This is a genomic window from Actinoplanes philippinensis, assembly GCF_900113015.1.
In the GTDB taxonomy this organism is placed as follows: Bacteria; Actinomycetota; Actinomycetes; order Mycobacteriales; family Micromonosporaceae; genus Actinoplanes; species Actinoplanes philippinensis.
The window spans coordinates 60,171-84,884 of the sequence record NZ_FONV01000017.1 but is presented as its reverse complement, the minus strand read 5'-3'; the positions used below and the strand labels follow the sequence as shown (position 1 = coordinate 84,884).

20 protein-coding genes are annotated in these 24,714 nt (G+C 70.2%); 9 read left to right on the top strand and 11 right to left on the bottom strand.

Translation table 11 applies throughout. The annotated features are described in order from the left end of the window. Positions 1-89: 89 nt before the first annotated feature. The 3 genes from BM290_RS37605 to pdhA are packed head-to-tail and all read right to left on the bottom strand — an operon-like array spanning position 90 to position 3,591. A complete protein-coding gene (locus tag BM290_RS37605; RefSeq protein ID WP_093620823.1) occupies positions 90-1,469 on the bottom strand; it encodes a dihydrolipoamide acetyltransferase family protein in 1,380 nt (459 codons plus the stop codon). Positions 1,470-1,474: 5 nt separating this feature from the next. After that, positions 1,475-2,452, bottom strand: a complete 978-nt coding sequence (locus tag BM290_RS37600; RefSeq protein WP_093620729.1) for an alpha-ketoacid dehydrogenase subunit beta — start codon at positions 2,450-2,452, stop codon at positions 1,475-1,477. Further along, positions 2,452-3,591, bottom strand: a complete 1,140-nt coding sequence (gene pdhA, locus BM290_RS37595) for a pyruvate dehydrogenase (acetyl-transferring) E1 component subunit alpha (protein WP_093620728.1) — start codon at positions 3,589-3,591, stop codon at positions 2,452-2,454. The genes BM290_RS37600 and pdhA overlap by 1 nt, the downstream gene beginning before the upstream one ends. Positions 3,592-5,323: 1,732 nt before the next feature. On the opposite strand from pdhA, the gene BM290_RS37585 reads away from it, so the two are divergent. Then, positions 5,324-5,587: a hypothetical protein gene (locus tag BM290_RS37585; protein WP_093620726.1), complete on the top strand. Its 264-nt coding sequence runs from the start codon at positions 5,324-5,326 to the stop codon at positions 5,585-5,587. 92 nt (positions 5,588-5,679) lie between these two features. On the opposite strand, the gene BM290_RS37580 is transcribed toward BM290_RS37585, so the two are convergent. From BM290_RS37580 to BM290_RS37570, 3 genes are read right to left on the bottom strand one after another with little or no spacing between them, the layout of a single operon-like run. Continuing rightward, on the bottom strand, positions 5,680-6,882 hold the full coding sequence (locus BM290_RS37580; RefSeq protein ID WP_093620725.1) for a hypothetical protein: 1,203 nt from the start codon (positions 6,880-6,882) through the stop codon (positions 5,680-5,682). A gap of 32 nt (positions 6,883-6,914) precedes the next feature. Further along, positions 6,915-8,579, bottom strand: coding sequence for a GTPase (locus tag BM290_RS37575; RefSeq protein ID WP_093620724.1), 1,665 nt, complete (start codon positions 8,577-8,579; stop codon positions 6,915-6,917). Then, entirely contained in the window at positions 8,576-10,459 is a 1,884-nt protein-coding gene (locus BM290_RS37570) for an ABC transporter (protein ID WP_373871113.1), read from the bottom strand. The genes BM290_RS37575 and BM290_RS37570 overlap by 4 nt, the downstream gene beginning before the upstream one ends. A 207-nt stretch (positions 10,460-10,666) precedes the next feature. Here BM290_RS37570 and dnaK point away from each other — a divergent pair, with 207 nt between their 5' ends. From dnaK to BM290_RS37550, 4 genes are all read left to right on the top strand, one after another. Further along, the gene (gene dnaK / locus BM290_RS37565; RefSeq protein WP_093620723.1) at positions 10,667-12,517 is read left to right on the top strand and encodes a molecular chaperone DnaK; all 1,851 of its coding nucleotides are present in this window, start codon (positions 10,667-10,669) and stop codon (positions 12,515-12,517) included. After that, complete coding sequence (gene grpE, locus BM290_RS37560; RefSeq protein ID WP_093620722.1) at positions 12,514-13,149, top strand: nucleotide exchange factor GrpE; 636 nt, start codon at positions 12,514-12,516, stop codon at positions 13,147-13,149. Before dnaK ends, grpE begins: the two co-directional genes overlap by 4 nt. A 73-nt stretch (positions 13,150-13,222) precedes the next feature. After that, the gene (gene dnaJ / locus BM290_RS37555) at positions 13,223-14,422 is read left to right on the top strand and encodes a molecular chaperone DnaJ (RefSeq protein WP_093620721.1); all 1,200 of its coding nucleotides are present in this window, start codon (positions 13,223-13,225) and stop codon (positions 14,420-14,422) included. Positions 14,423-14,443: 21 nt separating this feature from the next. After that, positions 14,444-14,887 carry a heat shock protein transcriptional repressor HspR gene (locus tag BM290_RS37550; RefSeq protein WP_093620720.1) on the top strand — a complete coding sequence of 148 codons (444 nt, stop codon included), beginning with the start codon at positions 14,444-14,446 and terminating at the stop codon, positions 14,885-14,887. Between the two features lie 65 nt (positions 14,888-14,952). Here the strand turns inward: BM290_RS37550 and BM290_RS37545 are convergent, their stop codons facing one another. The 5 genes from BM290_RS37545 to BM290_RS37530 form a co-directional block, all read right to left on the bottom strand. Next, on the bottom strand, positions 14,953-15,399 hold the full coding sequence (locus BM290_RS37545) for a hypothetical protein (RefSeq protein ID WP_093620719.1): 447 nt from the start codon (positions 15,397-15,399) through the stop codon (positions 14,953-14,955). Between the two features lie 183 nt (positions 15,400-15,582). Further along, positions 15,583-16,734 carry a cation:proton antiporter gene (locus tag BM290_RS37540; protein ID WP_239143897.1) on the bottom strand — a complete coding sequence of 384 codons (1,152 nt, stop codon included), beginning with the start codon at positions 16,732-16,734 and terminating at the stop codon, positions 15,583-15,585. A gap of 65 nt (positions 16,735-16,799) precedes the next feature. Next, the gene (locus BM290_RS37535; RefSeq protein ID WP_093620717.1) at positions 16,800-17,297 is read right to left on the bottom strand and encodes a cation:proton antiporter regulatory subunit; all 498 of its coding nucleotides are present in this window, start codon (positions 17,295-17,297) and stop codon (positions 16,800-16,802) included. 132 nt (positions 17,298-17,429) lie between these two features. Further along, the gene (locus BM290_RS50860; protein ID WP_275413313.1) at positions 17,430-17,555 is read right to left on the bottom strand and encodes a hypothetical protein; all 126 of its coding nucleotides are present in this window, start codon (positions 17,553-17,555) and stop codon (positions 17,430-17,432) included. Positions 17,556-17,590: 35 nt separating this feature from the next. Next, positions 17,591-18,796, bottom strand: a complete 1,206-nt coding sequence (locus tag BM290_RS37530; protein ID WP_093620716.1) for a sugar efflux transporter — start codon at positions 18,794-18,796, stop codon at positions 17,591-17,593. A gap of 124 nt (positions 18,797-18,920) precedes the next feature. Here BM290_RS37530 and clpB point away from each other — a divergent pair, with 124 nt between their 5' ends. The 4 genes from clpB (at position 18,921) to BM290_RS47705 (ending at position 24,669) form a co-directional block, all read left to right on the top strand. Continuing rightward, positions 18,921-21,503 carry an ATP-dependent chaperone ClpB gene (gene clpB, locus BM290_RS37525; protein WP_093620715.1) on the top strand — a complete coding sequence of 861 codons (2,583 nt, stop codon included), beginning with the start codon at positions 18,921-18,923 and terminating at the stop codon, positions 21,501-21,503. Between the two features lie 665 nt (positions 21,504-22,168). Further along, positions 22,169-23,137 carry a hypothetical protein gene (locus BM290_RS50855; protein WP_177320060.1) on the top strand — a complete coding sequence of 323 codons (969 nt, stop codon included), beginning with the start codon at positions 22,169-22,171 and terminating at the stop codon, positions 23,135-23,137. A 102-nt stretch (positions 23,138-23,239) separates the two neighbouring features. Then, positions 23,240-23,929, top strand: coding sequence for a hypothetical protein (locus BM290_RS37515; protein ID WP_093620714.1), 690 nt, complete (start codon positions 23,240-23,242; stop codon positions 23,927-23,929). Positions 23,930-24,300: 371 nt separating this feature from the next. Beyond that, positions 24,301-24,669, top strand: coding sequence for a hypothetical protein (locus BM290_RS47705; protein ID WP_143134068.1), 369 nt, complete (start codon positions 24,301-24,303; stop codon positions 24,667-24,669). Positions 24,670-24,714 lie beyond the last annotated feature (45 nt).

Sequence of the window (24,714 nt, the reverse complement as noted above, 5' to 3'; positions counted from 1 at the left end):
ACAACGGGTCCGCGGCCAGGGAATTAGGGGGTGAGCTGGGTCATGTACCTAAGGATCGAAAGTCATCTGCCGGACGGAACCGAAGGTCCTTAGGTCCAACTCAGCAGAGTGGCCTCCGGGTCGGTCAGGAACGCACCCACGTCACGCAGGAACTTCGAGCCCAGCTCGCCATCGATGATCCGATGGTCGAAGGAGAGCCCGAGCGTGGTGACCTGGCGCACCTTGATCTTTCCCTTGTGCACCCACGGCGTCGGCCGGATCACACCGAAGGCCAGGATCGCCGACTCGCCCGGAGGCAGGATCGGCGTGCCGGTGTCGATGCCGAAGACGCCCACGTTCGTGATCGAGAGCGTGCCCCCGGCCATGTCCGACGGCGGCGTCTTCCCGGACTTGGCGACCTTCACCAGCGTGTCGAGGGCCACGGCGAGCTCCCGCAGGCTGAGACGGCCGGCGTCCTTGATGTTCGGGACGATCAGGCCGCGCTCGGTCGCCGCCGCGATCCCGAGGTTCACGTAGTCCTTGACCACGATCTCCCCGGTCTCGCCCGACCACGACGAGTTGACCATCGGGTGCCGTTTCGCCGCCAGGAGCACCGCCTTCGCCACCAGCAGCAGCGGCGACACCCGGGCGTCGGCGAACTCGGGCCGCGCCTTCAGCTTCTCCAGCGCCTTCATCGAACGGGTCACGTCCACCGTGAGGAACTCGGTGACGTGCGGCGCGGTGAACGCCGACGCGACCATGTTCGCCGCGGTCAGCTTCCGCACCCCCTTGATCGGGATGCGCTGCTCGCGGGAGCCGTCCGAGACCGAGGGCGCCGGGACGGTCTCGGTCCGCGTCCGAGACGTCGAAGCCGCCAGTTGTACGTCGTCCCGCGTCACCGACCCCAGCGGCCCCGTCCCGTTGACACCGGCGAGGTCCACGCCGAGATCACGGGCGAGCTTCCGGACCGGCGGCTTGGCGAGCACCGGCCCGGTCCGGACGGGCGGCGCCACGGGAGCCGGCTCCACCGGTGCGGCCACGACGACCGCGGCAGCCGCCGGAGGCGGGGTTGGCGTGGCCGCGGTTGTGGGAGCGGTGGCCGTACCGCTGCGGGGTCGTCTTTTCGCCGTCGTGGTCTTCGGGCCGTAACCGACAAGCACCGCTGTACGCCCGCCGGGCGCCGGTCCTCCGATGAGGCCGGCCTCGGTCTCGCCCTCGGGTGAGGTGCCGGCGGGCCCGGCGGTCGGGTCGGTGTCGATGGCGATGATCGGCCGGCCGACCTCGACCACCGCGCCGGCCTCGTGGAAGATCCGGGTGACGACGCCGCCCCATTTCGCCGGGATCTCGACGGCCGCCTTCGCGGTCTCCACCTCGACGATCGGCTGGTTGAGCTCGATGGTGTCGCCGACCTTGACCAGCCAGGCCAGGATCTCGCCCTCGGTCAGACCCTCGCCGAGGTCGGGCAGGTTGAACTCCTTGATCCGGGACATCGCGGTCACCAGCCGAAGGAGCGGTCGACGGCGTCCAGCACCCGGTCCAGGTCGGGGAGGTATTCCTCCTCGATCCGCGCGGCCGGGTAGGGGATGTCGTATCCGGTCACCCGTAGCACCGGCGCTTCGAGTGAGTAGAAGCACTCCTCGGTGATCCGGGCGGCGATCTCGGCGCCCAGGCCCACGTTGCCGGGCGCCTCGTGGACGACGACGGCGCGGCCGGTCCGGCGGACCGACTCGAAGATCACCGGGTAGTCGATCGGGGAGAGCGAGCGGACGTCGATCACCTCGAGTTCGCGGCCGTCCTCGGCGGCGGCGGAGGCGGCGTCGAGCGCCACCCGCACCATCGGGCCGTACGCGAGAAGCGTCGCGTCGCCTCCCGGCCGCACCACCCGTGCCGAGTGCAGCGGGAACGCCCCGCTGAGCGGCGCGTCCAGGTCGACCTCGCCCTTCTCCCAGTACCGCCGCTTCGGTTCGAAGAAGATCACCGGGTCGTCGGAGGCGATCGCCTGCTGGATCATCGTGTACGCGTCGACCGGGTTCGAGCAGGTCACGACCTTGAGACCGGGGGTGTGCGCGAAGTACGCCTCGGGCGACTCGGAGTGGTGCTCGACCGCGCCGATGCCGCCGCCGTAGGGGATCCGGATCGTGATCGGCAGCCGGAGCTTGCCCTTGGACCGGTAGTGCATCTTCGCCACCTGGGCGACGATCTGGTTGTACGCCGGGAAGACGAACCCGTCGAACTGGATCTCGCAGACCGGCCGGAACCCGCGGATGGCCAGGCCGACCGCGGTCCCGACGATGCCGGCCTCGGCCAGCGGCGTGTCGATGACCCGGTTCTCGCCGAAGTCCTTCTGCAGGCCGTCGGTGATCCGGAAGACGCCGCCGAGCTTGCCGACGTCCTCTCCCATGATCACGACCTTGGGGTCGTCCTCCAGTGCGCGGCGCAGGCCGTGGTTGAGAGCTTTGCCCAGGGTGATCATCAGTGCCCACTCCCCTCGAAGGACGCCTGGTACTCGGTGAACGCTGCACGCTGCGCGTCGACTTCCGGCGAACCGTGGGGATACACGTGATCAAAAAGTGCCACGGGTTCGGGGTCGGGCATCGCCAGCACCCGCTCCCGCAGGTCCAGCGCCTTCCGGTTGGCGTCCTCGTCGACCTGGGCGAAGAAGTCCTTCTTGGCGATCTTCTGCTTGGTCAGGAAGGCCCGCAACCGGCTGATCGGGTCCTTCGCCTTCCACGACTCGACCTCGCTGGAGATGCGGTAGCGGGTCGGGTCGTCCGAGCTGGTGTGCGCGCCCATCCGGTACGTGTACGCCTCGATCAGCGTCGGGCCCTGGCCGTTGCGAGCGTTGTCCAGCGCCGCCCGCGTCACCGCGTAGGTGGCCAGCACGTCGTTGCCGTCCACCCGGATGCCCGGGAAACCGTAGCCGCCGGCCCGCTGGTAGAGCGGGACACGGGTCTGCCGCTCCAGGGGCTCGGAGATCGCGTACTGGTTGTTCTGGCAGAAGAACACGATCGGGGAGTTGAACACCCCGGACCAGACGAACGCCTCGTTGACCTCGCCCTGACTGGTCGCGCCGTCACCGAAGTAGGCGATCACGGCCTCGCCGTCGGCCGAGCCGGTCCTGCCGTCCATGGTGACGCCCATGGCGTAGCCGGTGGCGTGCAGCGTCTGCGAGCCGATGACGATCGTGTACTGGTTGAACTTGAACTCGTTCGCGTCCCAGCCGCCCTGGTCCACGCCCCGGAACAGGCCGAACGGCATGATCGGGTCGATCCCGCGACAGTAGAGGACGCCGTGCTCGCGATAGGTGGGGAACGCCATGTCCTGCGGGCGCAGCGCCCGCCCGGAGCCCACCTGAGCCGCCTCCTGGCCCAGCAGGCTGGCCCAGATGCCCAGCTCACCCTGTCTCTGCAGGGCGACCGCCTCGCTGTCGAGGCGGCGGACGGTGACCAGATCCCGGTAGAGCTCGCGGAACTCCTCGTCGGTGAAGTCGACGGAATACGTCGTCCCGTCAGCGGTGGTGACGCTGTCGATGCGCTCGCCGTCGGGGGTCAGCAGTTGGACGAAGCCGCCGGGCGGGATGTCGGTCCCGGCCACGCTCTCGCCTTTCGCCATCCGTGTCTCCTGTTGTCTCGTGCGCCCGCGGCGGGTGTCTCCCGGCCACGCGGCTGAACCTCTCGGGTGCCGCGCCTGGCCCGGGTGTGGGTTGCCGCGCGGCGAACACCGGCTCACAGCCGGGACGGCCGCCGCGGCCCCGCTTGTCGGCGGATGGCGACAGCGACAGTGCCGTCGTCCCCATCCTGACAGAGAGAGTGACCACCGTTACAGGCTGCGTGGATCACGAATCCAGATTTCTTGCCTGGGCATTTGTCTTTTTTATACGGTTTTGTCTAGTCACTTCGGTACTAATACCCCTTTCATGCCGCTCCTTCCCGTCCGTGCCGTCGTTCATCCCCAATGACCGGAACGGATCCAAGTTGATCTTTTCGTTCCGGTCCCGTCCGGCGTTCGGATTCCATCTGCCCATCGATCCGCTCGTCGTCCGGCCCGTCCGTCGCCCGGCCCGTCCCCACTCGGTCCGGCCGCTGTTCGGTCCGGTCTGTCGTTCGATTTGCGTCTGGAGGAGCTTCGCGTGCCGCACCTGCCCGGAGACGACGACTTCGCGCGGCCCCTCAAAGTGCTGCGCAAGCGACTCAACGGGGTGTACCGCGAAGACCTGGGCTTCTCCGGCCCGACCCGGCGCTACGTGCTCGTCGTGGCGATGCTCGTCGGCCTCGCCTCGCTGCCCACCCTCGCCATCCTCACCACCGGGTCCAGCGAGATCACCGGAGACGATCGGCCCGGCGCCATGGACGTGCCGTTCCTGCCGCCACCCGAGACCGGACCGGTGCGTCCGGCACCGCTTCCGCCGGCTCCCGGCACGCCGTCCCCACCGATCAAGACCACTCAGGGGTACGGCGAAAGCCCGCTGCCGCCCTCCTCCCCGAGCGCCGTCACCACCCCGAGCGCCATGGCCGGCCCGATCCAGCCCCCGCAAACCGGCGGCCCCGCACCCTCCACCTCCCCGGGCCCCGCCGACGCCGCCTCTCCCCGCCCGGCCCGCATCTCTCCGCGCCGGCCCAGTGGGTCCCCCGGGTCGACCGGCACGTCTCCGGCCCGGCCCGGCGCCTCTGCCAATCGGCCCGGCGGCGCTTCTCCGGATCGGCCCGGCGCGTCTTCGGGTTCGACCGGTGACTCCGCGCATCGGGCCGGTGCTTCCTCGCGTCCGGTTGACGCCTCTCCCCGACCCTCTTCGCCGCCGGCGCGGGTGTCCGCCAGGCGTGATGCCGTAGAGCCTCCGCATGTCACGGCCGGTGCCGGCGGTCAGCCGGATGACCGGCCACGTGCCCGGCGGGGGATACCGCAGGACGCGCCGCCGCATGCGGGACGAGACGTACCGAATACGGGACGAGATGTGCCGCATGCGTCGCGGGGTCCACATCCGCCGAGGCGGAGTCCGATTCCGCAGGTGCCGGATCTCCCGCTCGTCCCGGAGGAGGACGCGCTTCCGGAGCCGGTCCTGCCCACCGACTTTCCCACCGTGCCTGATCTTCCGGACATTCCTGATGAATCGCGTTCACCGACTGACAATGATCGCGATAATTCCGGTAACTCTGATGAACCGCATAAACCGGATGAACCGGGGAAACCTGTCTGTGAGAAGGCCACCCCCGCGCATGAACGCTCCAGCCGGTGGCATTCCGGCCGCGCCGCCCAGCGCGCGTCCGGAGATCCGCCCCGGCACGACCGCTCCACCGTTCACGATCGCCGGTCCGCGGATCGGTCCCGACACAGCCGGAGGTCTGCAGTGGCCGAGCGCCCGTACAACATCCGTCCGTCCCGGATCCTCGAGCAGAGCCACACCGACGGCAACCTCAACATGGTCCGTCGCCTGCTCACCGACGCGAACTCGGAGGAGAGCCGGCTCTCGAACCGCCCCTACCGAGGCATGCACCGAGCCGAGCACACCAACTACCCGGACGAGCGAGCCGCCTCCTACGACCGCAGCACCCGAGTGGGCCGCCACCACGCCGACCCCAACCCCGACGCCCACTACATCAACCGCCGCTGACCCCGGTACGACCGTCACCGGTGTCTCACGACGGCTGAGACACCGGGAGAGCCATACCGGAACGACGGGGTGGTCGTCAGCGGCGGGTGGGGTCAGTCGTCTCGGTTGGCTTCCAGCCAGGCGTCGATGGCGGCGGTGTCGCTCGGGTCGACGCCCTCGGAGATGAGCTGCGCCACCGCCGCGGTCGCCGGGCTGCGCCGCTCGCCGGTCGTGTAGAGCCGGGCGAACTCCGGGATCAGCTCCTCGAGCGCCTCCTCGGTCTCCCGGACCGCGGCCGCCGGCAGGTTGCGCCGGCCCGTCGAATACGCCGACCAGGCCCGGACCACGCGGGGCATCATGGCGGCGTCGTCGAGGTCCAGCACGGCCCGCCGGTGCACCCAGTCGAGCAGGAACAGCCCGGCCACCGCGGGGCTCCAGCGCAACGGGTCACCGCCGGGCAGGCTCGCGGCGTGGTCGAGCACCAGGCTGAGGCAGAAATCCATGGACGCGACGTCGGCGGCGGCCCCGGCGCCGGCCGGCAACTCGTAGCGGGCCGCCTCGGGCGAGGCCAGGAAGTCACGGACCAGGTCGTTACCGGTCGGGCCAGCCGGCTCGGTGAGCGGCGGCGTCGTCACGGCCGGCAGCAGGGCCAGCCGGGCCGAGGCGAGCGCCCGGTCGGTGGCCAGTGACCCGTCCGACGGCAGGTCGCTCAGCTCGTCGGTGACCTGCAGGTGACGGCCCACCTCGTCGCGCAGCCGGCCGGGGTCCTCGCTGCGGAACCAGGTCAGCTCGTCGGCGTCGCAGATCTCCCGCACCTGGGCGAGCAGGGGCGTCGCCGAGGTCGCCACGAAGACGTCCTTGGTGATGCCGATGTTGTGGTCGACGAGGGCCACCACGGCGTGCTCCGGCCCGCCGTCGGAACTGTCCTCGTAGGCGAAGGTGACCAGGTAGGAGGTCTGGTCGCCATACACATCACCGTAGGCCCAGCAACCGGTGGGCCGGACCCGGCCGAGCTGCGTGGCCCACGACGGCGCCTGCGTGGCGTGGCCGACCTCGGCCGCGCCGTCGGCGTCGGGCACCAGGGTGGCGAAGACCTCGCGGATCGTCGCGGTGGCGGGGGTGTCCGGGTCGACGGTGGCGGTCAGGAACCGGCCCACGAAGTCGCGGACGGCTGCGGCCCGATCGTCGGCCGCGACCGCGTAGACGCTGCCGAGCAGAGCGGTGCCGAGCATCTCGGCATCGAGCGCGCAGCCCAGTTTGTTGACGTCACGGGCTGCTTGCAGCACGGCGTCGTAGACCGTCCGGGGTGCGGGCATGCCGCGAGCCTACGCCCGCGGCACCCACCGGACTACTCCGCTCGGACGATGCTGAGGGCTTCCCGTGCCTGGGCGTAGGCGTTCAGGACCTCACGCACCGGCGCCACCACGTACCCCCGGCCCACCTCGGTGACCGCGGCCCGCAGCCGCAGCTCGGCCCGGCGCCGGGCTCGACGTGCACCCGCCTCGATGACCGGCTTCAGCAGCAGCCACAGCAGCAGACCGCCGACCAGGCCGCTGAGCAGCAGCAGCGTGGGCAGCGGGACGACGCCGACGGTCGGGCCGTCGACCTCGGGCAGGCCGAGGGCGACCAGCGCGTACCCCAGGATCAGCCAGCTGAGGCCGGCCGTCGCGGTCGCCAGCAGCACCCACTGGAGGATGCCGACGCCCCGCCACCAGGCCGGTGGCTTCTCCAGGCCGAGGTCGGTCTGGGCCACCGCCCGGTCCAGCGCGTCCGGCAGGTCGGCCGCCTTGGAACGGGCCGCGCTGTTCAGCGCCGGCGACCACACCTCGGGCAACGGCGCCGCCGCGCGGGCCGCGACCGCGCGGACGGTCAGGCTCACCGCCGACTTCTGCGCGGCGTCGGCCTCCGGCACGGAGGTACGCGGTACGACATCCGTCGACACCGAGTCCGTCTTGACCGGCTCGGCGAGATGCAGCTTGCGCAGGGGATCCGGCCGCAGCCGACGCAGTCCCCGAACCAGCGGCCAGCCGGTCGCCGCCGCGGCCCGATGGCGGTACGCCGCAGCGGTGGAGTCGGCCACAGCCGGCACCCCGGCCGAGTCGGCGAGCGCGTCGCTCAGCTGCCGCACTGTCGCCCGGTCCACCTCGTCCTCGGCGGCCGGCGGCCCGATCATGGCGCCCAGCTCGTCACCGACCACGTCCAGGTCGGCGGCGAGCCGGCGCAGCGCGGCCTGCCGGTTGGCGACCGTGGACTCCAGCGCCGACCGCAGGTCGCTGAGCATGCCCGGCTGCTTGGCCGAGGTGGCGATCACCGGGGCGCCGGTGAGCCCGTCCTCTTCGAGGAGCCGGACCAGGTCGTTGCGGACCACCTCGGTGTCGCCGGGGGTGAGCCGGTCGGCCTGGTTGAGGACCACGATGGTGACGCCGGCGTGCGTGCTGAACTGGGACAGGTAGGCACGGTGCAGGACGCGGTCGCCGTACTTCTGCGGGTCGACCACCCAGACGATCTGGTCGACCAGGCCGAGCAGCCGGTCCACCTCGAGCTGGTGCGCGCGCTCGATCGAGTCGAAGTCGGGCAGGTCGAGCAGGATCAGCCCGCGCAGGGTGGCCTCGTCGTCGCCGTCCAGAGCGCTCTCCCGGACGAACCGCTGCCGGGGCAGCACCCCGATCCAGTCGAGCAGCCGGTTCGCCGGCTCCAGCGGGCCCCAGACCACGGCGTGCGCGGTGCCGGTGGTCGGCCGTCGCACCCCGACCGGCGACAGCTTGAACCGGGCCAGCGCGTTGAACAGGCTGGACTTGCCGCTGCCGGTGCTGCCGGCGAGCGCCACCACGGTGTGCTCCAGAGAGAGGGTGAGCCGGCCGCTGGCCCGTTCGACCAGCGTGTGCGCGGCCACCAGCTCACCGTCCGGCAGGTACGGGTCGGCGACCCGCAGGAATCGGGCCAGCGCCTCCAGCCGCCGGGCCAGCGACTCCGCGTCGACGGACTCGTCGCGCGTCTTCTGTACCAAGTTCATGACCCGGACCCGGTCAAAGCGAATTCCTTCCTGGCGTTCTCCACCTCGGCGGCGGTCTGGCGCAGAAGCGTGCCATGCGTCGTTTCGAGGCGTGCCGTCGAGGTCCGCTCGGTGAAACGGGCGGCCTCGGCGGCGAGCAGTTTCTCCACCCGGTCGAGCAGTTCGGTCCGGGCCCGGCCGGCGAGGTTGCGGATGGCCTGGTCGCCGAAGACGGCTTCGAGCACCTTCTGGGCGGCGACCGCGCTGCCGGCCCCGGCTGCCACCTCCAGCCCGGTCGGGATGAAAGCGGTGGCGGTGAAGACCGCGATCATGACGGCGAGCCCGGCCCCGTTCACCGCGTAGGCGGCGCCCCGGGCCACGGCGCGCTTGTCCGACGCCTCGGTGCGGACCAGTTCGAGCACCCACTGCTGCCAGTCGCGGATCAGGCGGTCGGCGCGTTCCGGCAGGTCGGCGGAGGCGTGCTGCAGGTTCGGCGCGAGCAGGGCGGCGCCGGCCGGGTGGGCCTGCCAGGCGGCGTACGCCTGCTCGGCCGCGTCCGTCGCCACTCCCCGCAACAGGGTGACCAGCTGGGACTCGAGCGCCACCCGCAGGTTCTGCGCCGGGGTGGTCCGGCCGCTGAGCGCCGCGAACAGCCGGTCACGCAGGTGGCCGACCCGGGACTCCAGATTGCGGACCAGATCGCCGGTCCCCACGTACTCCTGCCAGCGGGCCAGCACCTCGCCCCGGAGCAGCCGGCCGTCGCGCAGGCCCTCCTCGATGACGTGGTGAGCGTTGCGGTAGGCCGACTCGACCCGCTCGTCCAGCGCGTGTGCGGTCCGGACCTGCTCGTCGGCGGCCTCGGCGAGCCCGTTGAGCGCGGGGGTCAGGGCGCCGAGCGCACCGTCCAGGGTTTGCCGGACCACCGTGCCGCGGGCGCCGGCGTCGTGTGCCAGCTGGGCGAACCAGATCCGCATCGGGCCGATCGCCGCGTCCGGGAGCAGGCCGCGCTGATCCAATTCGGTCTCGGGCAGGACGAAGAGCGGCGCCGAGCCGAGGTCGTTGGCGGTCAGCATCTCGCCCAGGTGCGCGGCGATCTCGGCGGCCGCGTCGACCGGCACCCGGTCCAGGACCAGGGCGATCACCGTGCCGCGCAGGCGTGCCGTGGTGAGCAGCTCCCACGGGACGGCGTCGGCGTACCGGGCGGCGGTGGTGACGAAGAGCCACAGATCGGCGGCGGCCAGCAGCTGGGCCGCGAGCTTCCGGTTCTCGTCCACCACCGAGTCGACGTCCGGTGCGTCCAGCAGGGCCAGTCCGGGACCGATCGTCGGGGTGGCCACCACCTGCAGGGCGTCGTGCGCGGTGCTGGGCTGCCCGGTACGGGTCAGGCCGGGCAGCAACCCGCCGCGCCCGAACCACTGCACGTCGTCGGGGTGGGTAACCAGCACCGGCGATCTGGTGGTCGGCCGCAGCACGCCGGCCGTGCTCACCGGCGCCTGGACCAGGCTGTTGACCAGCGTCGACTTGCCCGCGCCGGTGGACCCGCCGACGACCACCAGGAGCGGGGCGTCGAGGCGGGCCAGCCGGGGGAGCAGATAGTCGTCGAGCTGGGCGGTCAGGGCCGAGCCGACTCGCCGTGCCTCCTCCGCGGAGGGAAGAACCAGGGGGTACGAGACCGCGCCGAGCGCCGCCCGTAAGCGGCTCAGGGCCGTCGCCAATCGGCCGACCGCCGGAGGGGCTTCGACCGGTTCAGGGCGGTTTCCGTGGTTTTCCGGACGGATCGGGCTCGCCCCCGTACGCTCTGGTGGGCCACCTGTGGCCACGCTGACCTGGTCCTTCTCACTGGGCTGGGCGGGGACGGCGGACAGGGCCGACGGACCGACCGCGTCTCCGTGCGTCGTCACCGGTAAAGCGTGCACGATCGATGCATCCAGGACAACAGGGTCCCGGTATGCCGTGACCTGACAGGTATGTGCCGGTGCTCCTGGTGTCACCGGCTTGCGCCCGAGGGGCTCAACTTCGATTTGACGATGTGCGTCGCCGTGGCATCATTGAGTCTGTTCCACTCAACCTTCGTACGCGAACCCAAGCTGTGAAAAGCGAGGAACACCATGGCACGTGCGGTCGGCATCGACCTCGGCACCACGAACTCCTGCGTCAGCGTTCTGGAAGGAGGCGAGCCCACCGTCATCGCCAACGCGGAGGGCTCCCGGACGACTCCGTCGATCGTCGCCTTCGCCCGCAACGGCGAGGTGCTCGTCGGTGAGGTCGCCAAGCGTCAGGCGGTGACGAACCCCGACCGGACCATCCGCTCGGTCAAGCGGGAGATCGGCACCAACTGGTCGATGGACATCGACGGTAAGCAGTACACCCCGCAGGAGATCTCCGCGCGGGTGCTGATGAAGCTCAAGCGTGACGCCGAGGCGTACCTGGGCGAGCAGATCACCGACGCGGTGATCACCGTTCCGGCGTACTTCAACGACGCGCAGCGCACCGCCACCAAGGAGGCGGGCGAGATCGCGGGCCTCAACGTCCTGCGGATCGTGAACGAGCCGACCGCCGCCGCTCTGGCGTACGGTCTGGACAAGGGCTCCAAGGAGCAGACCGTCCTGGTCTTCGACCTCGGCGGCGGCACCTTCGACGTCTCGCTGCTCGAGCTGGGCGACGGCGTCATCGAGGTCAAGTCGACCTCCGGCGACAACCACCTGGGCGGCGACGACTGGGACCAGCGGATCATCGACCACCTGGTGAAGAGCTTCCGTGGCGAGCACGGCATCGACCTCTCCCAGGACAAGATGGCGCTGCAGCGTCTGCGCGAGGCGGCCGAGAAGGCCAAGATCGAGCTGTCCGCCGCGACGACGACCAGCATCAACCTGCCCTACATCACCGCGGGGGCGAACGGCCCGCTGCACCTGGACACGTCGCTGAGCCGCGCCGAGTTCCAGCGGATGACGCAGGACCTGCTGGACCGCTGCAAGGGTCCGTTCGAGGCGGCCATCAAGGACGCCGACGTCAAGCTCTCCGACATCGACCACGTCATCCTGGTCGGCGGCTCGACCCGTATGCCGGCCGTCACCGAGCTGGTGCAGAGCCTGATCGGCCGCGAGCCGAACAAGGGCGTCAACCCGGACGAGGTCGTGGCCGTCGGCGCCGCGCTCCAGGCCGGTGTGCTCAAGGGCGAGGTCAAGGACGTCCTGCTCCTCGACGTCACCCCGCTGTCCCTCGGCATCGAGACCAAGGGCGGCATCATGCACAAGCTGGTGGAGCGCAACACCACCATCCCGGCGCACCGCTCCGAGGTCTACACCACGGCTGACGACAACCAGCCCTCCGTGCTGATCCAGGTCTACCAGGGCGAGCGCGAGATGGCGGCGAACAACAAGAAGCTCGGCACCTTCGAGCTCAGCGGCATCGCCCCGGCGCCCCGCGGCGTCCCGCAGATCGAGGTCTCCTTCGACATCGACGCGAACGGCATCGTGCACGTGTCCGCCAAGGACCTGGGCACGGGCAAGGAGCAGAAGATGACGATCACCGGTGGCTCCGCGCTGCCGAAGGACGACATCGAGCGCATGATGCGCGACGCGCAGGAGCACGCGGACGACGACAAGAAGCGCCGGGAGGACGCGGAGACCCGCAACCTGGCCGAGCAGCTCCAGTGGCAGACCGAGAAGTTCCTGGCGGAGAGCGGCGACAAGCTCCCCGAGGACAGCAAGAACAAGATCGGCGAGGCGCTCGGCGAGCTGCGTGGCGCCCTCGGCGGCACCGACATCGAGAAGATCAAGTCGGCCCACGAGCGGCTGTCGCAGGTCTCCCAGGAGGCCGGCTCGCTGCTCTACTCGCAGGGTGAGGCCCCGCAGGCCGCCGCGGGTGGCGCCCCGGGCGCGGGCGCCGGTTCGACCGGCCCGGCGGCCGGTGGTGACGACGTGGTCGACGCCGAGATCGTGGAGGACGACAAGAAGTGAGTGCCAAGGACGACGAGATCGACGGTCCGGCGGCCGAGCGGGACGTCATCCAGGACGAGGTCGACTCGGCGGCCGAGGCGACCTCCGCTGAGGAGCCGGCGAAGAAGAAGTCGCCGAAGCCGGCCGGCGCCCACCGCGCCCGCGAGGAGGACGAGGACGTGGCGCCGGCCGCCGAGGAGGCGGCCAAGCCCGGTCTCGGCGCCGAGCTGGAGGCGTTGCGCGGCGAGCTGGAGGAGCGGACCCACGACCTGCAGCGGGTGTCGGCGGAGTACGCCAACTACCGCAAGCGGGTCGACCGTGACCGGGGCGCCGCGGCCGAGCAGACCACCGGCAAGGTCCTCACCGACCTGCTTCCGGTCCTGGACGACATCGACCGGGCCCGTGAGCACGGTGACCTGGTCGGGCCGTTCGCCTCGGTGGCGGAGCAGCTCACCGCGGTGACCGGCAAGCTCGGCCTGGTGGCCTTCGGGGAGAAGGGCGACCCCTTCGACCCGAACCGGCACGAGGCGGTCGCGCACCAGACGTCCGCGGACGTCGACGAGCCGACCTGCGTCGAGGTGATGCGCCGGGGTTACACACTGGGCGAGCGGCTGCTGCGCCCGGCTCTGGTCGCCGTCGCCGATCCGGAGTGAAATCAGTGACTGTGTCCCGCCCGCCGGTCTCCGGTGGGCGGGACGTCGCCGAAAAGTCGAGGAGGTGGACTGAATGAGCTCGAAGGACTGGCTCGAGAAGGACTTCTACGCCGTGCTCGGCGTGAACCGGTCCGCCTCCCCCGACGAGATCAAGAAGGCGTACCGGAAACTCGCCCGCGATCTGCACCCCGACCGCAATCCGGACAACAAGGAGGCGGAGGAGAAGTTCAAGGCCGCTTCCGAGGCGTACGACGTACTCGCCGACGACAAGAAGCGCAAAGAGTACGACGAGATGCGCTCGCTGTTCGGCTCGGGCGCGTTCCGGCGTGGGGCGCGGGGCGGCGGCGGCACCCAGTTCGACCCGTCCGACCTGTTCGGCGGCTTCTCCGGCGGCGCCGGTGGGCCGGGCGCCGACCGGCGGTTCGGGGGCAGCGGTTTCTCCGACATCTTCAGCTCGATCTTCTCCGGCGGGCAGCCGGGCGCGGGTCCGGCGGCGGCACGGCGTGGTCCGCAGCGCGGGCGTGACGTGGAGACCGAGGTGACCCTCGACTTCGCCCAGGCGGTTCGGGGCACGACGCTGCCGTTGACCTTGCGTACGCCCGGGGCCTGCGACACCTGCCACGGCAGCGGCGCCAAGCCGGGCACCACTCCCCGGTCCTGTCCGAAGTGCCACGGCACCGGCCTGATCTCCAGCAACCAGGGTTCGTTCAGCTTCTCCGAGCCGTGCCGTGACTGTCAGGGCTCGGGCAGCATCGTGGACGAGAAGTGCCCGGAGTGCCGGGGCAGTGGCGGGGTCACCAAGACCCGCACGATCAACGTCCGGTTCCCGGCGGGGGTGGCCGACGGCCAGCGGATCCGGCTCAGCGGCCGGGGCGAGCCGGGTGACCGCGGTGGCCCGGCCGGCGACCTGTATGTGCAGGTCAAGGTGCGGCCCGACGACCTGTTCGGGCGCAGCGGCGACGACCTGACGCTCACGGTTCCGATCAGTTTCGCCGAGGCGGTGCTGGGCGCCGACCTGAAGGTGCCCACCCTGGACGGTCCGGTCACCCTGCGGGTGCCACCGGGCACGCCGGGCGGCCGGAAACTGCGGGCCCGCGGCAAGGGCGTGGTTCGCAAGGAGGGCCAGGCCGGCGACCTGATCGTCACCGTGGACGTGCAGATCCCGGCGGGAGTGACCGGCGAGGCCCGGGATCTCCTGGAGAAGTTCACGAAGTTGACCCCGCCGCCGGCGCGGGATCGGATCGAGGCCCGCTTGCGCCGGGCTGCCGGTTAGGACCCTCCCGGGAGGTGGCACATGTATGAAGAGATCAGCATCTCGATGGAACAGGCCTCCGACGCGAAGGTTTTGATCATCTCGGTGGCCGCACGGCTCGCCGGGATGCACCCGCAGACCCTCCGGCAGTACGACCGGCTCGGGCTGGTGCAGCCGGGCCGGGCCGGTGGTGGCGGCCGGCGCTACAGCGAGCGTGATGTGGCGTTGCTCCGTGAGGTGCAGCGGCTGAGCCAGGAGGACGGCGTCAACCTGGCCGGCATCAAGCGCATCATCGGGCTGGAGCAGCTGGTCAGCGACCTGCAGCACCGGGTGGCCGAGCTGGAGCAGGAGCTCGAGTCGGCGTACACCCGGATGGCTCAGGTGGAGGCGATGACCAATCCGTACGGGAGCCGTGATCTGGTCCGCCAGCAGAGGCCCTCGACGGCTCTGGTGGTGTGGCGCCCACGGCGCTCTCCGGACAAATGAGTGACGGCGGCCCCCTCGGGAGCCGCCGTCACTGCTTGTAGTAGTTGTGTGAATACTCTCCGCACTCAGCGGCGGTTGAACAGGCCCAGCCGGCGCGGGTAACGCACCAGGCCGCCCTCCATCCAGTCGTGGTGGTCGAAGAGCTCCGGCCGGGTCATCAGGACCCGGCAGTTGTGCGCCCAGATCTGCATCGGCTCGTCGCCGACCTCCTCCGCGCGCTCCACGTACTTCTTGAGCCGGCGCTTGCGCTGCCCGCTCGCGTTCTGCCGCAGACCGTCCGCGGCGTAGATGTACATGCAGTGCTGCGCGAATCGCCGGGCCGGGCACTGCCGGTCCATGGCCAGCTCGAACAGCGTCGGGCCGAGCACGTCGCCGGAGATCAGCAGATCCCAGTCCTTCGGCATGGTGCTCAGCGGAACCGACTCAGGGTTGTATGCCCAGGTCTGCAACTCGTCGGGTCGAGGGTCGACCGGGTTGCCGAAACCGAGGAATGTAGCTTCACGCACGCTCACGTCGCCGCCTCACTCAACCGTCCGCATACGGCAAGCGTCACTCGCCGGCCATAGTGGCGAACGTCCCAATACTCAGAGTCGTCGCCGCGCAACGGTAGCGTGCGAAGTCGACCGACGGAAGTGTCAAGGCTTCACATTCAGATACTGGACAGTAACTTTGGGCTTCCTGAATGGAGACGCAGGTCACTCCATGGATGGCAGGGGCTTTTGAGCTGCCCGCTGAGCCGCCATCCGCTTCCTGATGATCTCCTTGAACCAGGCGTAGTCGGGCAGCCGGGCCAGCAGCGGACCGGTCACCACGGTGATCAGCACATACGCCGTGGCCAGCGGGGCGAGCCGGGAATCCACCCCGTAGGCGACCGCGAGACCGGCGATGACGACGGAGAACTCACCACGTGGCATCAGCGCCAGCCCGGCCCGGACCCGGCCGGGCAGCGCGATCCCCGCCCGACGGGCCGCCAGGTAGCCGGTCAGCACCTTCGTCAGCATGGTCAGCACGGCCAGCCCGAGCGCCGGCAGCAGCACCGGCGGGATGTCGGCGGGGTTGGTGGAGAGTCCGAAAAAGACGAAGAACACCGCGGCGAAGAGGTCCCGCAGCGGGGTGAGCATCTGGGTGGCGTGGTGCGCCACCGGGCCGGAGATCGCGATGCCGACCAGGAACGCCCCGACCGCCTCGGAGACCTTCAGCTCACCGGCCACCCCGGCGATGAACAGCGTCAGCCCGAGCACGCTCAGCAGCAGGGCCTCGGGATCCTTTACCGACATGAACCGGCTGATCTCCCCGCCGTACCGAATCGCCACGACGAGGACCGCGACCACCGTGACCACCGCGACGCTCAGCGTGCTGAGGCCGCTCGCCAGACCGAGACCGGCCAGCACGGCGGTGACCACCGGCAGGTAGAAGGCCATCGCCAGGTCCTCGATGACCAGCACCGAGAGGATCACCGGGGTCTCCCGGTTACCGACCCGGCCCAGGTCGCCGAGCACCTTCGCGATCACGCCGGACGACGACACCCAGGTGATGCCGGCCAGCACCAGTGCGGCCTTCCAGTCCCAGCCGAGCAGCAGCGCGAACGCGGCGCCGGGCAGGGCGTTGAGCAGCATGTCGATCAGGCCGGCCGGGGCTGCCGAGCGCAGGTTGCCGACCAGCTCGTCGGCCGAATACTCCAGGCCCAGCATCACCAGCAGCAGGACCACGCCGATCTGGGCGCCGACCGCGGTGAACTCCGTGCTGGCCCGGAGCGAGACCAGGCCGCCCTGGCCGAACGCGAGGCCGGCCAGCAGATAGAGCGGGATCGGGGAGAGACCGAAGCGACGGCCCAGGCGCCCGAGCATCCCGAGGCCGAACAGCAGCGCGCCGATCTCGATGAGCAGGATCGTCGTGTGGTGCTCCACCGCGCTCAGCCGTCGTCGTCGCCGGCCAGGATGGCGGTGACACCGTCCAGGCCGTGCCGGGTGCCGACCGCCACCACCACGTCGTTCGCCTCGAAGCGGAACTCCGGGCCCGGGGAGGCGATCACCTCCCGGTCGCGGAGCACGGCCACGATCGAGGACGTCGTACGGCTACGCGCCTGGGTGTCACCGAGGCGCCGGCCCACGAACGGGGAGCCGGCCGGGAGCGCGATCTGCTCGGTCAGCAGGCCGGCCGCCTGCTGGCGCAGACCGGCGAGCTGACCCAGCATCAGCGACGCGCCGAGCACGTCGGCCAGGGCCTCCGCCTCGTCGTCGGTGAGCGGGATCGACGCCAGGCTGGAGTCGGGGTCGTCCACGTCGTACAGCACGAGATCGCGCCGCCCGTTGCGATGCGACACCACCCCGACCGTCCGGCCCGATGAGGTCACCAGGTCATGGCGGACGCCGATTCCCGGCAGCGGAGTCTGTTCCACCCGTACGCGCACGATCTCACAGTAGTGGGGTGAAAGATCCTTCGCTCGACACCGGGAATCCTGCGATGATCCTCTCGTTACGACGCTACGGGATCGTATCCTCGCCCGAGTTTCTCTCGCCACCTCCTGGGGCGAGAAGGTCACCTACGCCTCGGAGGGCGCGGTCGTCGTGCTGCCCGGAGCGGTCGGCGGCGCGGCGCGCCCGAACGGGTACTTCTTCTCCGGGGCAGACTTTCCGGGTGGCGCCTCGGCCGAGTCGAACTTCGGCACCGGCCTGCCCTCCTGAGCGGAGAACGGATCGCTGATCAGCCCGGATCGGCGGCGGTTGCGTCCGTTGTCACCCGGGCTTCTCCGTCCTCGCCCGCGCGTGGCCGGACAGTCACGAGCAGGATCAGGCCGAGGACTGACAACACCAGGTTCAGGCTGTACGCCAGACGGAAGCCGTACTCCTGGGCCAGCCCGAAGAGCGGGGCCGACAGGATCTGGCCGAGCGGGAACGTGTTGGAGAACATCGTCGACGCGCGGCCCGGGAAACGGGGCATCATGTCCTGGAAGTAGGAGATGCCCAGGCCGGAGGCGGCGGCGATCAGGATCGCGTTGAGGATCTGGGCGGCGGCCAGCATCCAGACCGACGACGCCGCGGTCGCCAGGGCCTGGTAGGCGACACCGCAGACGGCCCCGAACAGGATGATCCGGCGTAGCGGCATCCGGGTGGAGAGTTTGCCGAAGCCCAGCATCAGCGGGATCTCCAGCGCGGCGCAGATGCCGAGAATCAGGCCGGCGTCGCCCACCGAGCCGCCCAGCTCGGTGCTGAGATACAGCGGCATCGCCTGGACGCCGAGCACCATGGAGGTCTGGAGCAGCACGAACCCGGCGAGGATCGGGTAGACCTGCCACGGCGCCCGGGTCGAGACGGTCTCACCCTCCCGGGGCGCGGCCGGCGCCTCGACCTCGGGCAGCCATCGTGCCGCGAGCAGGGCTGCCACCAGGTACAACACGGCCGCCGCGCCGTAGACGTACTGGAAGTCGCCGGCCTCCAGCAGGAACGCCGCCAGGGACGGGCCGCCGACCCAGGCGATCGAGAAGACGGTGCGCAGCGTGCTGATGCCCATGGCGGCCCGGCTGGGATCGTCCTGCTGGAGCACCTGTCGTGCGTACGCGAAGGATTGGGGGAAGAGGGATCCGGCGATCGCCGTGGCCGTCGCGGTGAGCGCGAGAAGCACCCAGAAGTCGCGGACCACCGCGGTGAGACCGCTTCCGGCGCAGCCGGCGAGCGCGGCGACGATCAGGATCGTGCGCCGCATCGGCCGCCGGTCCGAGATCCGGCCGATCGCCCAGGACATGGCCACGCCCGAGAGTGAGGCGGTCACCAGGAAGAAGGTGACCTGGACCGGACTGGCCCGGACGGCGGTGCTGAGGAAGAGGCCGAGGAACGGGCCGACCACCGCCGTGGCGATGCCGACGGTGAGGAAGACCAGGCCGAGAGGGAGGAGCCGGCGGGACAGTGACACGACTCCCGACGTTACGGGTTCTTTCCGATTCAAGACCCTGCCCGGTGGTGACTGTCACCGTGGTTCCGTCGCGCTAGAGTTGAGTGGCACACGCTCAAGTCTGCCGGTGCATTCAGGGGAGCTGATGAACACCGAACGTTTGACCACCAAGAGCCGCGAAGTGATCACCGGTGCCGTCGCCGACGCCGGCCGCCGCGGCCACGCCACGGTCGAGCCGTGGCACATGCTGCAGTCGCTGCTCGACACCGGCGGCTCCACGGCCACCGCGCTGCTGCGGGCGGTCGGGGCCAACCCGGCCGAGATCCGCCGGGCCGCGGTCCGGGCGATCGAGCAGCTGCCCTCCGCCCGGGGGGCCAGCACCGTCGAGCCCAGCCTGTCCCGCGAGTTCGTCAACGCGATCGGCTCGGCCGACCTCATCGCCAAGCCGCTCGGCGACGAGTATGTGTCGACTGAGCACCTGCTGGCCGGTCTGGCCCGGGTGGGCGGCGCGGTCTCCCAGGTCCTCAAGGACGCGGGCGCCACCGAGGAGGCGCTGGTCGGCGCGTTCCCGCAGGTCCGTGGCGGGGAGCGCCGGGTCACCACGGCCGATCCGGAGCAGACCTACAAATCGCTCGAGAAGTACGGCGTCGACCTGACCGCCCTGGCCCGCGAGGGCAAGATCGACCCGGTGATCGGCCGGGACGCGGAGATCCGCCGGGTCGTGCAGGTGCTCTCCCGGCGTACCAAGAACAACCCGGTCCTGATCGGCGAGCCGGGTGTCGGCAAGACCGCGATCGTGGAGGGCCTCGCCCAGCGCATCGTCGCCGGTGACGTGCCCGAGTCGCTGCGCGACAAGAAGCTGGTCTCGCTGGACCTCGGCGCGATGGTCGCCGGCGCGCAGTATCGGGGGCAGTTCGAGGAGCGCCTGAAGAGCGTGCTCGAGGAGATCCGCGGGTCCAACGGGCAGGTCGTCACGTTCCTCGACGAGCTGCACACGGTCGTCGGCGCCGGCAAGGGCGAGGGCTCGATGGACGCCGGCAACATGCTCAAGCCGATGCTGGCCCGCGGTGAGCTGCGCATGGTCGGCGCCACGACGCTCGACGAGTATCGGGAGCACATCGAGAAGGATCCGGCCCTGGAGCGCCGGTTCCAGCCCGTCGTGGTCGGTGAGCCGACGGTCGAGGACACCATCGGCATCCTGCGCGGCCTCAAGGGCCGTTACGAGGCCCACCACCGGGTTCAGATCACCGACGCGGCCCTGGTCGCCGCGGCCAGTCTCTCCGACCGCTACATCAGCGACCGGTTCCTGCCGGACAAGGCGATCGACCTGATCGACGAGGCCGCCTCCCGGCTGCGGATGGAGATCGACTCCCGGCCGGTCGCGCTGGACCAGTTGCATCGCCAGGTGGACCGGATGCGGGTGGAGCGCCTGGCGCTGGAGAAGGAGACCGATCCGGCGTCGATGGCCCGGCTGGAGCGGCTGATCGCCGACCTCGCCGACCGGGAGGAGGAGCTGACCGCTCTCACCGCCCGCTGGGAGCGCGAGCGCGGCGGGCTCAACCGGGTCGGTGAGCTGAAGAAGGAGCTCGACGAGGCGCGGGCCGCGCAGGAGCGGGCCCAGCGTGACGGCGAGCTGCTGGAGGCCTCCCGCCTGCTCTACGAGGTGATCCCCACCTTGGAGCGGGAGATCCAGCGGGCCGCCGAGTCCGAGGAGGAGGAGAACACCGAGCCTCCGATGGTCAAGGAGGAGGTCGGCGCCGACGACATCGCCGAGGTGGTCTCCTCGTGGACCGGCATCCCGGCCGGCCGGATGATGGAGGGCGAGACCGCCAAGCTGCTGCGCATGGAGGACTCGCTGGCCGGCAAGGTGATCGGGCAGCGCGAGGCGATCGAGGCGGTCGCCGGTGCGGTGCGCCGGGCCCGGGCCGGGATCGCCGACCCGGATCGGCCGACCGGCAGCTTCCTCTTCCTCGGCCCGACCGGTGTCGGCAAGACCGAGCTGGTCAAGGCGCTCGCCGGGTTCCTCTTCGACGACGAGCGCGCGATGGTTCGCATCGACATGAGTGAGTATGCGGAGAAGCACTCAGTGGCCCGGCTGGTCGGTGCTCCGCCCGGCTACGTGGGCTACGAGGAGGGCGGTCAGCTGACCGAGGCGGTGCGGCGCCGGCCGTACAGTGTGGTCCTGCTGGACGAGGTGGAGAAGGCCCATCCGGACGTCTTCGACCTGCTGCTGCAGGTGCTCGACGACGGGCGGCTCACCGACGGCCAGGGGCGTACGGTCGACTTCCGCAACGCGATCCTGGTGCTCACGTCGAACCTCGGCTCCGCCAACTCCGATTTCACGATGAGCGACGAGGAGCGCCACGACGAGGTGCTGGCCGCGGTCCGGGCGCACTTCAAGCCGGAGTTCCTGAACAGGCTGGACGACATCGTGGTCTTCCACGCCCTCACCAAGAGCGATCTGACCCGGATCGTCGACATCCAGCTGGCCCGTCTGCGGGACCGGCTCGCCGAGCGGCGCCTCACCCTGGAGGTGACCCAGGGCGCCGTCGACTGGCTGGGCGAGCACGGGTATGACCCGATCTACGGCGCCCGCCCGCTGCGCCGGCTGATCCAGTCCTCGATCGGTGACCTGCTGGCGAAGGCGCTGCTGGCCGGCCGGGTCCGGGACGGCTCCACGGTGCTCATCGACCTGAGCGACGCGAAGGACGGCCTCACGATCAGGTGACGGGTACGGAAAAGGGCCCCGGGTCTCTGCCCGGGGCCCTTTTCTCAGCTGTCGGCCGACCGTCGCCGGTAGGCCTGTGTCATCAGTACGTCCGTGATGGCGTGCTCGCCCTCTGCGGACCAGATCCGTATGCCGTTGCGATGGAGTTGATACCGGACGTCTTTGAATCGTGTCCGGGTGTCGTCATGGTGAACGATGTCCAGGGTGTCGGCGTGGGGCATGGGACTCACCGGTCCTTGTCAGGTCTGGGGCGGCCGCGGTGTGGTCACGCGGCCTGCGCAATCGGAGTGGCGCCGTCAGCCGGTCTGCCTCGGCCCCGGGGGTGTGTGCGCGGGGCGGGCGACTCGTGCGGGCACGGCGTGCCGCTGGAGCCTTCTGCTTCCAGGTGGACGCCACGTCATCGAAGTCTAGGGGGCGTGTCCAAGCGTGTCGCCCCCCGAATGAGCGAACGTTTTGCGGTCATTTGGGGCCATCGTTGCCTGATGTTGCCACATCGTCGCGAACGGTGCGGCCCGGTCGCGCGATGTGGCCCGCGACAAGTACCGTGAATTGATCTATTGGAGGGCAGCGTGACCGTACCGGCATATCCGGTTCCGAACCCGGCGGCGCCGAGTCGCCCGGTGTCGGTGACCGTCTCATCGATTCTTCTGTATCTAGTCGTGGCCATGCAGGTCCTGAACGCGGTCGTGCTGCTGTCGACGATGGGTGTCGCCGTCGACGCCTATCGGGATGCCCTCACGATCGAAGACCCGCAACTCGCCGAAGCGGCGCCGTTCATGCAGTTCGTTCTGATCTTCATGGTGGTGATCTATCTCCTGATCGGCGGCGGCGTCGCCGTCCTGGCGATCCTGAACAGCCAGGGCAAGAACGCATCGCGGATCGTCACCTGGGTCTTCGCCGGCCTGGGCCTCTGCTGCAACGTCCTCAGCCTGGGCGGCGGCGCGGCCGGTGGCATCGCGGCCGGCGGCACCGGGGAGACCGGGGTCAACACCACCCAGCTCGAGCAGCGGATCGCCGACGCGATGCCGGGCTGGTATGAGCCGGTGCTGATGATCTCGGCTCTGGTGACCGTGCTCGCCCTGCTCGGCGCGATCATCCTGCTGGCGGTGCCGTCCTCGAACGCGTGGTTCCGCAAGCCGGCGTGGAACGCGGGGATGCCCTACCCCGGATACCCGGGACAGCCGGGGTATCCGGGTCAGCCGGGATACCCCGGTCAGCCCGGCTATCCGGCCCAGCCGGGGTATCCGGGTCAGCCCGGCTACCCGGGTCAGCCGGGGTATCCGCAGTCGCCCTACGGCCAGCCGGGGTATCCGCAGGCGCCGTACGGTCAGCCGGGCTACCCGCCACCGCCCAGCCACTTCGGATCGCCGCAGCAGTACGGCCAGCCGGGTGAGCCGGCGCCGGGCCTGCCGGCGTACCCGGGCGCTGGCGAGCCGACCACCCCGCCGCCCTACCCGGGCCCCACCGGCTCGCCGGCCGCGCCGCAGCAGCCCGATCCCTGGGCCCCGCCGCCGTCCTCCGACCCGTGGGGGACGCCGCCGGTGCCGCCCGCCCCGTCCGATCCGCCGCCGTCCGATCCGCCGTCGTCCGGCGGGGACTCGTCCCCGCCGCGGCCGCCCGCCGACCCGGCCTGATCGCTTTCGGACCGGCTCGCCCTTCACCGGGTGGGCCGGTCCGCTCACTTCCGGGGGCTGTACGCGATAGGTTCTTGCCAGCCGAACCTCGCGGGAGCATCGATGTCCTACGCCGTTCCGACACCGCTCGTCACCGCGCCGCCGCCCGCTCGCCGGCCGGTCCCCGTCGCCACGGCGGTGGCCCTGCTCTGGGCCATGGCCGCGGCCGGACTCACCTATGCGATCGGCATGGTTGCCGTGACACCGGGCGTGGTGGGCCGGTTCCGTGACGCCGCCGCCGGTTCCGACGCCGCCGACGGGTTCGTCGCCGTGCTGTGGCTGGTCGCGGTGCTCGCCCTGGTGCTGAGCCTGCTGGTGACCGCCCTGTTCGTGGTGCTGGGCATCGCGCTGCGCCGGGGCAGCCGGCTGGGCCGTGGGGTCACGCTCGGAGTGGCCGCGCTCGGCGTGCTGACCGGCTGCGGGACGCTGGCCATCCTGGCCGCTCAGCGGGCCGGTGACGCCGCGCCGGGGACGCTGAGCGCGGCGCTGAACTCGGCGTACCCCGATGGGTGGATCGTGCTCAACGTGATCGTGGCCTCCGCCCAGGTGCTCGCCTACCTCGTGGTGGGCGTCCTGGTCCTGGTGTCGCCGAGAGAGTTCTTCGGCCATTCCGCGTCACCCGAGTGGGCAAACCCACAAACGAAGCCTTTTGTTACCGGCGGGTCCGAACCCGATCAGTTCTCGGGTCCGGCCGTCGCGCCGAAGTCCACGTCGAACCTGGAAGACGAGTTCTGGTCACGACCGCACGAGTGAGCGGTTCCGTATCGACGACTGTGGGTCACTCGAACGGGTACTGTCGGTTTCTGTCACTGTCACTCGATCGGCTGTCCGGATAGATCGAGATCGGCCGGACGGTGGGTGTTTTCGCCCGGACGGACAAACGTGATTTGGTCGGTTCACAGACTCTTCACAGCGCGACCACCAGGTGATCCTGGGGGTTGCGCGGGTACCGTACCGGCGGTAACTGCTTTGAGCAGCATCTATGCTCCGAGGAAGGAGCGAGATCAGATGGCCGATCGGTAAACCTTGTTTACAGATGCCCCCAAAGCCCCGCGTCAATAGTTCCGTTCCGCCCTGCCGGGGCGAAAGATTCCGGTTTTCGTACAGCCAGTACGCTCGATGTCATGAGAGCACGGCACGACCTGGGTAAATTCATCACTGAATTGTCCGTCGCGCAGCGTGGCGTCGTGCTTTCATCGGGTCGTGGGGGTGTGGACGAACTGGTGATCGCGCAGTGTGGCGTGATGGTCTCGACGCGTTCAGTGCCGAGTCATCGTCGAGGATCTGTGTGGCGAACAAATCGACGAATTGACAATGTGGCCGGCCTCACTCCGAGGGCGGGGATCGAGACCTCGACACGGATGGGTAGCGACCAGATGGCGGCTGAGGCGTTGCAGGAGGCAGAGACCGAAGTCGTAGTCGCGCGAACGGTCGACCCGGATGAGGGTGTCCGGTCGACCGACTCGGCGATCGATGTCGGCCTTACGGCCTGAAAGTTAGCCGGTTCGTTCCTGCTCACATGCAGGAGAATCGATGCA